Consider the following 14,807-nt stretch of genomic DNA (forward strand, 5'->3'; position numbering starts at 1 on the left):
CTTAAGTTTATTCTGCTCGTACCTTTTATGGTAACTTTAAGGTGTGCTTTACACAATAAGCTTTAAGTTTGAAAAGTAGAGGTTAGGTGTGTTTTTTAGTTGTAATGGGTTGGTTTTTTTGTGGTGGGTAGTTATTTAGTGTTGTGTTTTTCTCTAAAACATTAAATTAGAGCTCGTTGTGATCTTGTGTGTCGTAACGTAATAGGTCGCCTGGTTGGCAATCAAGGTGTTGGCAAATAGCGTCTAAAGTACTAAAACGAATCGCTTTTGCGCGGCCAGCTTTTAATACTGATAAATTTTGTGGGGTAATGCCAATTGCATTTGCAAGCTCGCTAGATTTCATTTTTCTCTTCGCGAGCATTACGTCTAAATCGATAATAATTGCCATTAAATTACTAACTCTTGTTCTTGTTGTAATTGGTGTGCTTGTTTCATTACCCACGCGATGACGTAAATAATTAATCCAGCTAACAAACCAATAATGTCTGTGTCATTAATTGACACCATTCTACCAAGTCCACTGCCGGTTACATAATTAAGTAGTGTAAAAAGTAGTGCGGGGTAAATGGCAACAATAATAAATTGAGCAAGTAAAACAGTACCAAGCCAAGTAAAGCAGCTAATATTTTTTGGGTTAAAAAAGAGTCCTTGGCGATAAAGGTAAAATAACCGAATCAAAATAATATTAATTAAAATAAAAGGCAGTAGTTGCAGTAAACCTAACCAAATTACAGCATTGAAGTTACTTTGTGTTAGTTGTTTAGCGGCTGATGCCCATGATCCGCTTACCTCAAGCCCAATCCACATGTTAGTGCCGTTTTCTTGGCTAAAATTTAATAGTGGGGTATCGCTGATCAGCACAATTACAGTGGTAATGAGCATCGTGAGTAAACTGAGCAATAGCAGCGTTAAAATGATATTGCTCATCCAAATTATTTTTTTCATTGTTATAGACTATTTGGCGTTAATTGGGCTAATAATACCTCATAATGCTTTTTAAGTTCAGCACCATCTAGTGCATCACCGTGATGTTTTCCCTGTGCGATATATAATTGTTTATGTTTTGATGCTGAATGCGCGTAAAGATCTTTAGCAAGAGAGCTTGGCGTTTGTGTGTCTTTTTCGCCTGTAATAATAAGTAAAGGTGCAGTGTATTGCTCCATGACTTTAAGGTTATCAATCTTGCGTAACTCAGGTGAGTAGTTCAGCTCAATAAAAGGCTTTGCGTACCAAGGGATACGAGATTGTGTCATTTGCTCTACATTGGTTACACTGCCTTCAAGTACTAGGGCTGCGACACTTCGTTGGCTGGCAACATAACTTGCTATCATGCTTCCTAATGAGTGACCGTGAACAATAATAGGCGCATTAACAAGTTCACTGTGTTGCTTTGCAAAATCAAAAACGGTTAACGCATCCTGCTTTAAATTATCAATAGTGGGTTTCCCGTCACTAAGCCCATAGCCTCTGTGATCGATCATTAATATATTCGTTTGTAAAGGCAAAAGTGCCGTTGCAGGCTCTCCCCCGGCTATATTTACTCTAAATTGATTGCCACCAAAATATAGAATAGTTGCTTTAGCATTATCTATGGTTATTAACGTTCCTCTTAATTGAATACCATCTTGGCTAGCAATCGTTATAAGTTGCGTTTTTGCTGAGCGATTAATAGCTTTCAGATCAGAGAGTTGTATCCGTTTATCTGGCTTAATAAAGTGAGACTCTTTAAGGCTTATGGTAGTACAGGCTGCTTGGCTAAATAGCAGTAGAGTAAGTGATATTTTGATAATTATTTTTAACATGGTAGCTCCTTTAAAAAATTTAATATGTCAGGGTTGTTACTTTTAATCAATCAAAAGTTATCGTTTAGCGGTAATTTTATTGTTTTAAACTTCAATGTTCCACCATTGTAGTTATAAATGTGATGATGAAATTAACCAAAAAATGGCTGATTTAATAAGTAAAGAGAAAGGTGCTTGATAGCAGATAATATAAATTGCTAATTCGACTGAGCAATTTATTTAGCTTGATTATCATTCAATTTAGTAGGTAAAAGGTTTTTTTTTTCGTATTTATTTGCTAGGGTTGCGGTTGTATTATGGATGATTGGTTTTTTCAGGGATGATGATGAAGACTATTACTGCCTTTTGCCTTTGGCAATCTGTTGTATGTAGCTATGCGTTCGCGCATATCACTTATGTGAATAAGTCCCCTCTAAATATCCAGCGTTATTTCACTACAAAAATAGTTAATGAGTTATCAGATAATAAGTTTGAATTGATTTATTTTGATTCAAATTTGGATTTGTTATCCCATCAATATTTTGAGCATAACGCGGTAAGTATTCAATGTATAATTGATGTACCTGTAGAGCAAAGTAATAAGTATGGAAATGCTTACAAATACTGGAATGATGGAAATGTATTTCAGTCGTGTGCGACTGCATCAACAGATTTTTTTTCTATCAGTGAAAGCACTTTGTTAGAGGCGGTTTCAAATCAAAATATCATTGTTTTGCATGTACCCAATAGAATCAAGCCGGATCTCCTTTTACACGGAAACTTACTCGTTGAACGCGCATTTAAATTAATGCCTTTAACTGAGTTTCATCAAGCTTATCCTGAGATTACTAAGTTACTTAAACGTAATCGTAGACTGATTGTCGGGCAAGGAAAGCATACCTTCCAATTATATTTAGTGGTAAAAAGGAATTAAAAATGCAAAACAATAAACTTACAAAAAGCGCTTTATGTGTAGGCATGGCGTTGGCTTCAACCTCTGTTTTTGCTGCAAGTAGCTGGTTATCACGCGTTAATACAATAGATGAAAACCAAAATAAGCAAACCTTTTCAGCTCAAAATATCCAATCAGTCAATGTAAGCTCCACTGATTCTTCTAAAGCGATATTTGATATTACAGTCTCTTTGCATAATAACCCTGAAGGGGTTGAGCAAGTAGTTTATGAAGAAATTTTTGCAAATTTTGCCGATGGTATCTGTGAACAAACTAATGGTGCGCATAAGCTAGGAAAAGTAAGTGTATTTAGAGAAAATAAGCATCGCTCTAAATCTGACATTATTTGGGGTGAAAGAGAGTGGCCACGTGCCAATGCTTCTGGTTTTGGTGCCAATGGCATGCACATTTGGTTTGGTGATGTTTTCCCTAATGGTGCATCGCCAGGTGTTGATCATGACATGCTTAACGATCCATTAGGTGCAGGTTATACATTAGCACATGAGTGGGGGCATTATGCATATGGCGTATTTGATGAATACCAGGGTACAGCCGATTCAGGGGAAGCGAGCACACCGTTAAATACAGATGTTGCTGCAACATCTATAATGAGTAACCAATGGCGAGCAACGCAAGGTGATATGATATGGCTCAATCATTCTACGGCAGATTCTATAGGCGACGTAAACCGTACAGCACAAGGGCGGGTTTACGGTAAAAGTGCTTGGGAGGTATTACTGCAAGATGCTAAAGATGACCCTAAGTTAGGGCGTAAAACAGCGCAGCCTAATCGTACACGTTTTGTCACATTGGCAGATAATGCACCTGATAGTACTACACCAGTAAAAATTGAGCTACCAACGGCCCAGGCATCATGTCGCGATCAACTTGAAGTTGTTTGGGTTGAAGGTGATATTGATATGCAAGTTGTTATAGATCGCTCAGGCAGCATGTCTGGCTCAGCAATTGATAACGCAAAACAAGCTGCCAAAATATTAGTGGATGCGACAGCTGAAGGCAGTACTTCCTTGGGGCTAGTGAGTTTTTCTAGCAACCGCAGTGTTGTACAGGACTTTCCAATACAAAAAATCGAAAACCCTGATACAGGTGTAAAAGTAAGTTTGAAGGCCTCAATTGATGCTATTCGTTCTTCAGGCTCAACGGCTTTATACGATGGGTCACAGTTAGCGCTAGATAATTTAGTTACCTATCAACAAAATGAGGGGAGCGGTGCACCAGGAGTGGTATTTGTATTAGCTGATGGCGATGATAATAGCTCAACAAGGTCGCAAAGTGAGGTTATTGCAAATTATCAAAATTCAAATATTCCTATTTTTAGCTTTGGTTATGGCTTTGCATCACCAACAGGCCCTTTATTAACGTTAGCAAATGAAACCGGGGGAAAATATTTTTCATCTCCTACATCACTTGCACAAATTGTGGATGCATTTTTACAAGCAAATGCAATCGCAACGGATAACCAAAATTTAGCGTCATCATTGCTCACAATAAATAGTGCTGAAAGTGCCACGCAAGCAATAGAAGTTGATTCAGGTTTAGATAATATTAATGTTTTTGTGAATCATAATTTAGCGGCAACGGATGTTGAGCTTAAATTATTAGATGCTACTGGTGTTGAAGTCACCGGAGTTGTTTTTGAGTGTGTTGAAGCCGCGGGCACACAGTCTTGCAATACAAACATTACTCAAGCTGATATTGCGGCACATGGTCTTGGGCAGTGGCAGCTGCAGATCAGTAATGTGAGCGTAAATAGTGAGTTAAAAACTGCTGTTAATATTAGTGCGGAGCCAAGTCTTTCAGGTAGTTATACGGTCAGCGTAGAAGGCTTTACAGGTAATGCAGTAACTTACCCTGAACCGATGATTATCACCACTGCGATTACGAAGGATAAGTTGATCACTGGGGCTAATGTAGTTGCGACTATTACATCACCGTCGGACCTTACCACGACGTTGGATATGTTTGATAATGGCCTTGAGGGAGATGCGGTGGCAGGTGATGGTATCTACTCTGTTATTGCTCCTTATAAAAGTAACGGGATTTACCAAGTAGAAGTTCACGTAAATAATAATGATAGCGCTGCTATGTATACGACTACGGGTTTATTAACGGCGACTTTAGATGGATCAGTTCCTACAATTGAAGCGTTACCAGCGATTACTGAAAATTTTGTACGTATCACTAAAACATCTTTAGTTATTACCGATGTACCACGTGATAGTGATGGTAACGATACCTATACAGGTAGTGATGATTTAGCTACAACGAATGCAGGTGTTACAGGTGTTGTTGATAATGCAGGTGATATAGACTTTTATGATATTAGTGGTGTTGATACTAGTAAGGATTTAGTCGTTCGTGTAGCTGATTTAAGTTTAGGTATGAAGCCGAGCCTAAATTTATATAAATCAGATGGTACAACAGCAATAAAAGAAAGCATTACTTTGGATACTAATCCATCTAAAACAGGGTATCTATATTATACAATAGATAAAGCTGATCTAGAGTCAAATATTTATGCTGCGGTTAAACATGAAGATGTAAGTGCTGTAGCGGGTGGGTATCAAATTAGTGCTGGTGAGGCATTAAATACCGACGTTGCGCCTAATAATGCACCAGCGATCAATGCAGATAATGTTAGCGTCTGGTCAGGTCAAACAAAAATGTTATCGCCTTTAAATAATGATACCGACATTGACGGTGATACGTTAACGATTGACAGCATTGATACCACTAATACACTTGCAACGGTTACCCTTTCAGGAGATAAAGTCACCTATGATGCATCGGTAGCATTTGCTGACGAAACACAAGGGACCATAGTAACCGATACGTTTAAATATATAGCCACAGATAATAACGGTGCATTTGTTGAAGGTACTGTTACCGTAGCTGTTAATATCAACAGTTCACCTGAGGCCGCTGTTGATACGGTTGAAGTGAAAGAAAATGCATCAGTTACTATTTCTGCCTTGAGTAATGATAGCGATATAGATGGTCATACAATTACGTTATTAAGTTACGACGCAGCACTTAATGGGCAGTTAACAGATAATAATGACGATACTTGGAATTACTCTCCAAATGGGCAATTTGATAACCTTAAAAAAGGTGAAACAGCAACAGAGAGCTTCACTTATACGATTGCCGATGAATTGGGCGCGCAAAGCTCAGCGCAAGTGACTATAACGATTGTAGGTGTAAATACATTGCCAGTAAGTGTCGAAGATACAGCAACAACAACTAAGTCTGAAACTGTACAGGTTGATGTTTTAGCGAATGATACTGATGAGGATGGTGATGTATTAACTGTTTCATCGTTTAATGCTGATAATATCAAAGGTGCAGTTACAGATAATGGTAATGGTACGCTAACATATGATCCTGCAGGTAAATTTGACAGCTTATACAGTGGAGAATCTACGACAGAAACATTTACATACACGGTTTCTGATGGTGAACAGCAAGTAACAACAAACGTTGTGATGACTATTACAGGCGAAGGTACTAAACCTGCTGTGCCGGTAGATAATACAGAGCCAACTACGCGTAAATCGAGTGGTAGTTTATATTGGTTTACATTGTTATTAATGCCATTTGCGGCGCTTAGACGACGTAAAAAATAATATAATTTAAAATAACAGAAGCAAGCTTCATTAAGCTTGCTTTTTTTGTGAGTTAAACTGAATGGATGAGCATTATTGCTAATTAAATAACTCATTCGCGGCATTAAAAATTACTTATACATGATAGCCATAAGCGCTGCCTTGTTATTGAGCTACTCCCTTATCGCTGTAACGGAGCGCTAATTCAATGCAATTGGCATCACTATTTTTTACTGCGCGGAGCTCCTAGTACAATAGCCGTTTGGCAAATGCATACCGATAAAAATGCGCTGACACCCAATGCCCCCCCAAAGTTATTAAATCTCGGTATTAAATGTTCAAACAGTACTGAAAAAATCAAACTGGCTGAAAATAAAGTGTAAATACCAAAGCGTTTAGGCGCACTCATGCCGATGAAGGTACCGCCAAAAAAAATTGCACTGTAAAGCTGTGCATCAACGTCACTCAAGCTCAATAGCAGATAAGCGCTAATTGATAAGATTGCTGATGCACGAATGGCATCAAGACGATTGTGTTGTGCTAGGTAAAAAGTTAAGAATGCGCCAAGTAACGCAAGTAGTGCAGATATAAGGCTCATAAAACAATCCCCTTAGCTAATACAAATAGAGCTACACTGACAAATGCAATACTTCCCAATCTACCACCAAAGCCTGTAAATAGCTTTGTTGTTAATACATACAAAATTGCGCCAATCAATGAAATAATGGCAAGCTCCCAGTAGCTACTTATTAAACCCTGTGAACACATACCAGCAAAGCTCCCAGCATAAATAGCCGCATATGGGTGATTACCAGAGCTTTTTGGAAAAGGAATAAAGCTACCAATAAGCCCTGTAAGGCAAGATGCAATAACCACAGGTACCATAAACTGTGTATGCAAGGTGTAACACGCAATAGAGCCCATAAAAAAAGCAATGTATTTTAGGATGAAAAATTTGGTCATAGCGCAGTGTTAAAAATAGGGCTTACTTGTAGTTTTAAACAGTAAAGCATTTTATTGTTAGGATCATTCATTTTATTTTACGATGTTTAAATATGGTTGTTCGGTTGCTATTTGTTTTTCAGGTTCAGGTAACTGCCATTTTTTTAAAATTGCTTGATATTGGCCACTCTCTTTTATTTGTTCAATCGCTAGCTTAATTGCTGATGCCGTTTGCTCATCTAGATTTTTGTTTGCAGCAAAGTAGAGTGTGGAAGGGTAATCAGTTAAATGAACATGCTTTTTTACTTGGTTAGGGTCTAAACCAATAAGTTTTAATTCATTTTGTAATGTGAGTGTGTTAGTTAAAACAAAATCAACTCGGCCTTTATAAAGCATATTCCACAATTGAGAGTAATTACTTACGAGTACTAAGTTATTACTCTCATCAAAACCAGCACTTCTAAGATAATGCTCGCTTGAGTAACCCCTAATCGTACTGACCCTGTAAGCTCTTGCGGCCTGAAGTGAGGGGGTCGAGTATTTAAAATCCTTTAGGCTTACTAAATATGCATCTGCAAAATAGACTTGACCGAGCCATTGAAACTGACTTTCACGAGTTGGATTTTTTAATAACGACATCATGATGATATTTGGGTGTGTTTCAAATTCATGAAAAGCGCGTGCCATTGGCATTATTTCAAATTTACCCGTTAATTTTGCTTTTTTTAAAACGGCTTTTGAAATATCCACTAAAGCACCAACCACTTCACCTTCACTATTTTTGAAGTGATAAGGAGGTAAGTCTTCAGCTACGAATGTTAACGATGTTGCTAAACCAAATGGGCTGTACAGTAGTAAAATGAAGGTTAGTAGCAGGCTGCGCAATATAAATGCTCTCTTTTTAAACAAGCAGAGTGCAGTTTAGTGAAAGTTAGCCTAAAGGTATAGAAATTATTAAAATACTTTATTCTTTATTCGTATTTTAACCACAAGTAATGAATTTTTATATACTCTTTTAGGTAACTTCTTTGCCTTCATGCCTGGCAGCTAAATCATCGAGCTCTGCGCATGTGTAGTCAAATTCTGCACTGTCAAAGTAATAGCTAACCTTAACATCAAAACCACCATTTAAAAGTGTGGTTTTTACATCTGCAATAGGCCAGTGTTTTAATTCATTTAAAAAACGGTTAGCTACTTGACCTGACTGGAAACGATAGCGAATTTCTGATTTCATATTTAATAAGTGTAATTTAAAGCTATTTATCTCGTAGTTTGTGGATTTGGCAGGTTTAGTCAAGTTTTTTACGCTTATAGATCTGCAATAAAGCATAAAGTTGCGATTATTAGCATTGGTTTTCAGTTACTTTTGCTTTAACGTAAGGGTCTGAAAATAAAATATAGATGTGAGTAGATTAAAAGGTATGACTAAGTACGGTATAAGTGTGCTATGAAAACGCCAAAACAGATTTTACCGTTAATAGAGGACGGTATAGTTGATGAAGTCATCAGCCAATTAATGAGTGGTAAAGAAGCCTCAGTGTATGTAGTTCGCTGCGGTGAACATATTCGCTGTGCGAAAGTATACAAAGATGTACAACACCGCAGTTTTAAACAAGCAGTAAAATACCAAGAAGGACGCAAAGTACGTAACAGCCGTCGTGGCCGTGCGATGGAAAAAGGCTCTAAATTTGGCCGTAAAGAACAAGAAAATGTGTGGCAAAATGCTGAAGTGGATGCGCTATTTACACTCTCACGCGTTGGTGTAAAAGTTCCACAGCCGCATGGTTGTTATGATGGTGTACTGATCATGGATTTAGTCACCGATAATGATGGTGATGTTGCGCCGCGCTTAAATGATGTAAATTTAACTGCTGAGCAAGCAATTGAAGATCACGCTACTATGGTGCATTACATTCGTTTAATGCTGTGTGCAGGTATTGTGCATGGTGATTTGTCTGAATTTAATGTGTTAGTTGATAGTTATGGCCCCGTAGTTATAGATTTACCGCAAGCGGTGAATGCGGCGGCAAATAACAATGCGCAAGAAATGTTTTTACGCGATGTACGTAATATGCGCTTGTATTATGGGCAGTACGCACCAGAAATACTCGACACACGTTTTGGTGAAGAAATGTGGGCATTGTATCAAGCGGGTGAGTTAACCGCTGAAACGGTTCTTTACGGTAATTTAGTCGATGATCATGCTGCTGCTGATGTTGATTCGGTTCTTGATGAGATCAAAGCTGCATTTGAGCAAATGCAAGAAAACCAAGAACGGATAAAGGCTGCACAAGCACCTGACGAAGAGTAAAGATATCGCGTGTTATACGCTTATGGTCAATGTTAAAGATGCGCGCTAACAGCCTTAAATTCTGTTAGACTGCGCAGCCTTTGGCGACTCGCGGTGAGTTGCTTTAAAACGACAGTTAGGAACGCCGGTGTCAAAATTTTTCTATCGCGGTAAACCCGATATTATGGGTAAAAATAACCAAGGTACTTATAAGCCTAAGCCAAATGTAAAACCTGGTAGCGAAGAAAATCCGCTGGTTTTACAGGTGCAAAGCCCTGAGCGCGAACGTGAAATAAATGCTATTTTGGTAGCCAATGATTTATTTGCTGATATTAAAGTTGATAGTACGTTAGCTGAAGACATTGCTCCTTTGGATATCGTACTCAACAAACCCGTTACGCAAGTTTTTGAGAAAACACCACAACGTAACGATCCATGTTCGTGTGGAAGTGGTAAAAAATATAAAAAGTGCTGTGCTTAACTCGATTAAATAAGTTTAGCTGTAGTTGAATAAACCATCCCAATGGCTATCGAGCTGAGCTTTCGCTTGGCTTAACTCAACACTAAAGTAATGCTGTTCAATAACAGTAACCAGTTTCATTTTTGTTAGCTTGTTCAGTGCATCAGTAATTTCAAAATCAAGTTCACATTGGTAGCTATTTTTAAACCAGTCTTCAATCTTTTCATCAAGCGCTTGCGCGGTTAAACCTTGCGGTGACTTTAATAAGAAGGTGTAGGCAAGCAGTGCTTCTTTAACGTCTTCTTCTTCGGCAGAGTCAATCAATGTATGAAATACGCCTGCATTGTTGTCTAAATTTTTAAAGTACAAGTTATCAGTGAGTGCTTTCATAAAACGAATTTTACGGTTTTTAAATTTACTCCATTCTTTAAAAATAAAGCTACCAAACACGCCCATTCCAATAGCAAAAGTAATAAAGTGCTGTTGGCTCATATGTACTTCTTCATTACGCCAACCTCCCCAAAAGGCTAATAAAGCGATTAACAATAAAATAGACGCGCCAAGTTTCGTCACTAATACTATCGCGCCGCCAATGAGTGCTGATGTGGCAATGACCACTTTATCAATCGGGCGCATTTTAACTTCGCTGTTTGGAAACAACATTTCTAGGTCTGCTTTAGGGACGTTTTGAAATAATTTTATGATGGTCGAATTAGGCTCATAACCCAGTGTTTTTTTGTTTTTTGCAGTAAAGTAATCTGCCCCTTTAAAGCGAATAAACACCGCAACGCGTTCATAATTTGTAAATTGTAGAGTGTGTGTTTTTAATCCCCACCATGAGCGAAGTTGCTCAGTTTTTTGGGATTCACCTCTGCGATAAAACACGACTTCAGCAAAATCATCAAACTCAACGGCTAAACGTACTTTAAAGAGTGACTCTTCACGCAGGGCATCTTGTAAATCGTCAGAAGTGATCTTTTCGTAGTTTGCTGCATTGAGAATGCTTGCAAACTCTTTAGCAAATTCAGCCTGATGAAGGGCTTTTTGTTCATCAGAAATTAGTCCGAGTAAGCGAGTGTCTCTGTTTGGGTCAAAAGGGGCATAGTTATGTTTAAGTGACTCAAGTTGGTGATGGTATTGATTATGTATCAAGCTTGCGAGTAAATGGCTAAATTGCTTGAAGGACTCAGTATCTTGTTCGGTAAGCTCTTGGGCACAGAGATCGACAATATCGTGCTTTGTGAAGGGAATAAATCGATCGTTTGACATACGGTGCGCTTTTACATACTTATTAATTCATAGATAGTAAAAAATAAAACTTATAAATGCGACATAAATCTGAGACTTAACTTATGATTGCATGTTAAATAAAGCACATTGAGATTTTTTAATGTTTTATTGTTGGCATGGCTATTTAATGTAATAGTGCATATTTGTAATTAATCTTAAATGGCGTGCGACTCCTCTTTATGTATATTAAACCCTTAAAGCAGCTTTTTACTGTGTTGTTTGTTGTGATGATTGCCGTAGTAATAGTTGGTTATTTATCAGAATATCATGTGCTTGAGCAAGATATATACTTTAATGGTGTTGCGACTGATGCAATAAATTTATTAATTGTTATTTGTATATTTTGGCTGGTTCAGTTATCTCACTTGGTGATAAAAACGTATTTTTTCTTAAGCTTAGGTTTGTGGTTATGGACTACAGGATTGCTTTTTGATTTATTAGATGAAGTACTCTTTCAACCTAAATGGATTGGTATTTATGTTGAAGATATGTTTCGTACATCTGGCATGTTAGTGACAGGTTACGGCTTATTCTTAGCTATGCAGAATTTGGCGCAAGCTCATCAACAGCTTTCTAAAGAACTAATTACGGATGATTTAACTAAAGTAGCTAATAGGCGTTACTTTTACCAGTATGTGAAAAACAATGAGAGTAAGCCTTACAGTATTTTTATTGTTGATATTGATCATTTTAAATCAATTAACGATGAGTTTGGGCATGATATCGGTGATCATGTTTTAAAAGAATTGGCTGTTCTATTTGCGAGTGAGTTTAAGGGCGATGCTATTTTTGCTCGTATCGGTGGCGAAGAATTTGCCATTTATTACCCAAGTACGTGTATGGCAGATATCACAGCAATCACACAGCGCTTGCTAACTCTTGCAAGTACTGTTGATGTTGCTGCAACTCGTAAGTTAAGTGTTAGTATTGGCGGCTCAATAAAGCAAGCTGATGATTCGTTGATAGAGGTTATGAAGCGTGCAGATCAAGCGTTATATAAAGCTAAAAATAGTGGCCGAGGACGTTTTGAAATAACATAATACCTGTTGTTTTAGTAATAAAAATACCTTCCAATATGTACAGAGTTAAAGGCCAATTTTACATTTGATGGCCTCACGCCTCGTTTTTTAATAATTCACTTATACTAAAACTCTTTTATATTTAGCAGGTTAAGCTTTATTTTTTGTTTGGCACTTAGATTGCAAAGAGTAAAGCTGTAGTGCATAAGAGTGGATTTAGTAAGGGTATTATCGAAGAGGATATTTCACATATTGCACCATGTATTTACTCGCTTTTACATAGAATTAAATTATCTATTTTTGGGTGCACAAGGAGTTAGGATGTCTGTTGGGAAAAGTATAAAACAAAAAACTCGTCAATTTATTGATTCTAAGCATATGCTCAGCGGGATCACGGTTGCGTCATTTTTAGAATCAACTATCGTGCCTATCCCATTAGAAGCGGTAATGGTTCCTTTAATGCAAGCTAGGCGTGAAAAGCTTTGGCTAATTGCCCTAATGGCTACTATTGGCTGTATTTTTGGGGCCTTAGTAGGTTATGCCCTAGGCTATTATTTGTTTGATATGGTAGGGGATTGGGTTATAAATAGCTTTTCAAGCCCCGAGCAATTTGAACAGGTTAAGCAAAAAATGCAAGCGCAAGGTTTTTGGTTTGTAATGACTTTGGGTATTGTGCCAATTCCATTTCAGATTGCTATGTTGGCAGCGGGCGCTACTAAATACTCTTTGCTGCTGTTTTTAATTGCGACCTCTATTGCGCGCTCTATTCGTTATTTTGGTCTCGCGCTGGTGGTATATTTTGCAGGCGATCAGGCTGAGCGAATTATCAAAAAACACAAAGCTAAAGCGTTAGTTGCAACTTCAATTATAGTACTGTTAGCGTGGTGGATGAGTACGTTATTTTAATCATTTGGTTGCACTGATAACTTCATCTTTTATTTGGCGTAGTGTTAGGGTGTATTGACCTTTCGTGATTGATTTTTCAGCAGTCTATTTGGTATCTAGGCAAGGCAGCGCCTATGCAGTGTGGTTGTTCCCCATAAGTAGGCGATAACGCAGTATAAATGCCAAACATGCGCTGCCCAAAGGGTTCTTTCTAGGGGCGATTAACTCTTTGTTGCCTACACGGATGTAGGTAAGGGGCGTGAGCAGGACGTGTAAGCTTTGCTCGATTTTTACTTATTCTCACATGGATGTGAGCCAGTAGAATAACGCAGGAGCAGTTATCGAGCCCACTCGATTCCAAACCTCGCGCCGCGATTAAATCGCCCCTAGGTTGAACAAATTTCAATCCTCAAAGGTCAACACGCCATAGGGTGACGCTGCGTTGCCAAATCGCTTTAAATACTTTACTGAATAAATATAGAAATAATAGCGGTATCAGTAGTAATTTTAATATCAAGAGTGAAAGCAGGTTTAAAAAATCTGTAAATAAACTTTCCATTGATGCCACCATATTAGTAATGCCGTTACTAACCGTATTTACAACGCGACTCACTATATTACCAGTATTTCCCGTTAGTTGGTCGTTAAGCCCAATAAGTTGTTTTTTAAGTTGGCTTTTTTGTAAGTACAGCGCGGCTAATTGATTGTTGATAGCAGCCTGCTTTTGTTTAAGGGCTTGTTGTTTTGCAATTAATGGTTTGGCAGATTCAAGCTCTGTAAGGGTTATTTTTTCTGTGAGTGAGCGTGCACCTTGGATTATATTTATCTGTTGAGTTAGTTTATCTAGGCGTTGTTGATTGTTTATTATAACGGTATTTAACTGTAATTCTTGGGTGTTAATTATTTCTATTTCATCAAAAATAGTTTGTTTTTGGCTGTTTATTTTAGCCGTCACTTGCGATGATAGCTGTGATGTTGCATTTGCTTGGGTATTTAAAGTGTCTACTTTTCCTTCGATATATTGATTTTTATTATCAATCTCTTCATCTAAAAATGCATGACTCATTAGCCCAGTGCTCAGTACAACCAAGGGAATTAAAAACCTGATTAACACCAAGCTTGCCAGTAACCGTCCTTTTAGTTGCTTTAAATAACCACCATAGTCACAAATGACATACGCGACGGCGCTCAGTGTAAATAAGCCACTAAAAAACACACCTGATGACATAGTGAACAGTATGCGTTGAATAAAGAGTGAGCCAATAGCCATACGCATTGCATCAGCAATGTATTCGGCTAAATCATTTACAGGATCAAGTAGTTGCGCGGGTTGAATACTTGCGATACCGATCCCAACCTCAGCAGATTGTAATAACGAGATAATGGCGTTTACGCTACGTGCTGATGCATACACGATAGATGACTGTAGTAGGGCTTGGTCAATAAACGTCATAATATAATCGTTAAAATGGGGTAACCAACAAAGAATAACGAGGATAACAAGAGCAAGGTATTTAGCTGCGTTCACTGAGTTACTTTGCATTTGTTATCCTTTTAAGTTG

General features: G+C 37.9%; 15 protein-coding genes. 6 read left to right on the forward strand and 9 right to left on the reverse strand.

Translation table 11 applies throughout. From position 1 onward, the window contains the following. Nucleotides 1-166 precede the first annotated feature (166 nt). Genes ADS77_RS04635 through ADS77_RS04645 form a run of 3 tightly spaced genes read right to left on the reverse strand, consistent with a single transcriptional unit; the run spans nt 167 to nt 1,802 of the window. Complete coding sequence (locus ADS77_RS04635) at nt 167-388, reverse strand: helix-turn-helix domain-containing protein (protein ID WP_054205376.1); 222 nt, start codon at nt 386-388, stop codon at nt 167-169. After that, nucleotides 388-945, reverse strand: a complete 558-nt coding sequence (locus ADS77_RS04640; protein ID WP_054205377.1) for a DUF2975 domain-containing protein — start codon at nt 943-945, stop codon at nt 388-390. The genes ADS77_RS04635 and ADS77_RS04640 overlap by 1 nt, the downstream gene beginning before the upstream one ends. Nucleotides 946-947: 2 nt before the next feature. Beyond that, on the reverse strand, nt 948-1,802 hold the full coding sequence (locus ADS77_RS04645) for an alpha/beta hydrolase (RefSeq protein WP_054205378.1): 855 nt from the start codon (nt 1,800-1,802) through the stop codon (nt 948-950). A gap of 325 nt (nt 1,803-2,127) precedes the next feature. Between ADS77_RS04645 and ADS77_RS04650 the strand changes: the two genes are divergently transcribed. Then, on the forward strand, nt 2,128-2,715 hold the full coding sequence (locus tag ADS77_RS04650; protein WP_054205379.1) for a hypothetical protein: 588 nt from the start codon (nt 2,128-2,130) through the stop codon (nt 2,713-2,715). A 2-nt stretch (nt 2,716-2,717) separates the two neighbouring features. Beyond that, nucleotides 2,718-6,380 (forward strand): Ig-like domain-containing protein, encoded by a 3,663-nt coding sequence (locus ADS77_RS04655; RefSeq protein WP_054453183.1) that lies wholly within the window; start codon nt 2,718-2,720, stop codon nt 6,378-6,380. Between the two features lie 202 nt (nt 6,381-6,582). Here ADS77_RS04655 and ADS77_RS04660 read toward each other — a convergent pair whose 3' ends face one another. The 4 genes from ADS77_RS04660 to ADS77_RS04675 form a co-directional block, all read right to left on the reverse strand. After that, nucleotides 6,583-6,957: a hypothetical protein gene (locus ADS77_RS04660; protein WP_054205381.1), complete on the reverse strand. Its 375-nt coding sequence runs from the start codon at nt 6,955-6,957 to the stop codon at nt 6,583-6,585. Next, nucleotides 6,954-7,322: a hypothetical protein gene (locus ADS77_RS04665; RefSeq protein WP_170174240.1), complete on the reverse strand. Its 369-nt coding sequence runs from the start codon at nt 7,320-7,322 to the stop codon at nt 6,954-6,956. The genes ADS77_RS04660 and ADS77_RS04665 overlap by 4 nt, the downstream gene beginning before the upstream one ends. Before the next feature lie 72 nt (nt 7,323-7,394). Further along, complete coding sequence (locus ADS77_RS04670; protein ID WP_410054811.1) at nt 7,395-8,177, reverse strand: substrate-binding periplasmic protein; 783 nt, start codon at nt 8,175-8,177, stop codon at nt 7,395-7,397. A 139-nt stretch (nt 8,178-8,316) separates the two neighbouring features. Continuing rightward, nucleotides 8,317-8,535 (reverse strand): hypothetical protein, encoded by a 219-nt coding sequence (locus ADS77_RS04675; RefSeq protein WP_054205435.1) that lies wholly within the window; start codon nt 8,533-8,535, stop codon nt 8,317-8,319. Between the two features lie 213 nt (nt 8,536-8,748). On the opposite strand from ADS77_RS04675, the gene ADS77_RS04680 reads away from it, so the two are divergent. Together ADS77_RS04680 and ADS77_RS04685 are read left to right on the forward strand one after the other, a co-directional pair. Then, nucleotides 8,749-9,612 carry a PA4780 family RIO1-like protein kinase gene (locus ADS77_RS04680; protein WP_054205383.1) on the forward strand — a complete coding sequence of 288 codons (864 nt, stop codon included), beginning with the start codon at nt 8,749-8,751 and terminating at the stop codon, nt 9,610-9,612. Nucleotides 9,613-9,739: 127 nt separating this feature from the next. Then, a complete protein-coding gene (locus ADS77_RS04685; protein WP_054205384.1) occupies nt 9,740-10,072 on the forward strand; it encodes a PBPRA1643 family SWIM/SEC-C metal-binding motif protein in 333 nt (110 codons plus the stop codon). A 15-nt stretch (nt 10,073-10,087) separates the two neighbouring features. Here ADS77_RS04685 and ADS77_RS04690 read toward each other — a convergent pair whose 3' ends face one another. Next, the gene (locus ADS77_RS04690) at nt 10,088-11,320 is read right to left on the reverse strand and encodes a TMEM143 family protein (protein WP_054205385.1); all 1,233 of its coding nucleotides are present in this window, start codon (nt 11,318-11,320) and stop codon (nt 10,088-10,090) included. A gap of 200 nt (nt 11,321-11,520) precedes the next feature. Here ADS77_RS04690 and ADS77_RS22625 point away from each other — a divergent pair, with 200 nt between their 5' ends. After that, nucleotides 11,521-12,381, forward strand: coding sequence for a GGDEF domain-containing protein (locus ADS77_RS22625; RefSeq protein WP_054205386.1), 861 nt, complete (start codon nt 11,521-11,523; stop codon nt 12,379-12,381). 300 nt (nt 12,382-12,681) lie between these two features. Continuing rightward, complete coding sequence (locus tag ADS77_RS04700; RefSeq protein WP_054453186.1) at nt 12,682-13,266, forward strand: YqaA family protein; 585 nt, start codon at nt 12,682-12,684, stop codon at nt 13,264-13,266. Between the two features lie 388 nt (nt 13,267-13,654). Here ADS77_RS04700 and ADS77_RS04705 read toward each other — a convergent pair whose 3' ends face one another. Next, a complete protein-coding gene (locus ADS77_RS04705; RefSeq protein ID WP_054453187.1) occupies nt 13,655-14,788 on the reverse strand; it encodes a hypothetical protein in 1,134 nt (377 codons plus the stop codon). Nucleotides 14,789-14,807: the final 19 nt, after the last annotated feature.

The organism is Pseudoalteromonas porphyrae, assembly GCF_001298125.1.
Classification (GTDB): domain Bacteria; phylum Pseudomonadota; class Gammaproteobacteria; order Enterobacterales; family Alteromonadaceae; genus Pseudoalteromonas; species Pseudoalteromonas neustonica.

Excerpts from the sequence above, each read along its gene's own strand:
- ADS77_RS04705 (WP_054453187.1), bottom strand. The coding sequence starts at position 14,788 with ATGCAAAGTAACTCAGTGAACGCAGCTAAATACCTTGCTCTTGTTATC.
- ADS77_RS04680 (WP_054205383.1), top strand. The coding sequence starts at position 8,749 with ATGAAAACGCCAAAACAGATTTTACCGTTAATAGAGGACGGTATAGTT.
- ADS77_RS04640 (WP_054205377.1), bottom strand. The coding sequence starts at position 945 with ATGAAAAAAATAATTTGGATGAGCAATATCATTTTAACGCTGCTATTG.
- ADS77_RS04690 (WP_054205385.1), bottom strand. The coding sequence starts at position 11,320 with ATGTCAAACGATCGATTTATTCCCTTCACAAAGCACGATATTGTCGAT.
- ADS77_RS04645 (WP_054205378.1), bottom strand. The coding sequence starts at position 1,802 with ATGTTAAAAATAATTATCAAAATATCACTTACTCTACTGCTATTTAGC.
- ADS77_RS04655 (WP_054453183.1), top strand. The coding sequence starts at position 2,718 with ATGCAAAACAATAAACTTACAAAAAGCGCTTTATGTGTAGGCATGGCG.
- ADS77_RS04700 (WP_054453186.1), top strand. The coding sequence starts at position 12,682 with ATGTCTGTTGGGAAAAGTATAAAACAAAAAACTCGTCAATTTATTGAT.
- ADS77_RS04665 (WP_170174240.1), bottom strand. The coding sequence starts at position 7,322 with ATGACCAAATTTTTCATCCTAAAATACATTGCTTTTTTTATGGGCTCT.
- ADS77_RS04650 (WP_054205379.1), top strand. The coding sequence starts at position 2,128 with ATGAAGACTATTACTGCCTTTTGCCTTTGGCAATCTGTTGTATGTAGC.
- ADS77_RS04675 (WP_054205435.1), bottom strand. The coding sequence starts at position 8,535 with ATGAAATCAGAAATTCGCTATCGTTTCCAGTCAGGTCAAGTAGCTAAC.
- ADS77_RS22625 (WP_054205386.1), top strand. The coding sequence starts at position 11,521 with ATGTATATTAAACCCTTAAAGCAGCTTTTTACTGTGTTGTTTGTTGTG.
- ADS77_RS04635 (WP_054205376.1), bottom strand. The coding sequence starts at position 388 with ATGGCAATTATTATCGATTTAGACGTAATGCTCGCGAAGAGAAAAATG.
- ADS77_RS04660 (WP_054205381.1), bottom strand. The coding sequence starts at position 6,957 with ATGAGCCTTATATCTGCACTACTTGCGTTACTTGGCGCATTCTTAACT.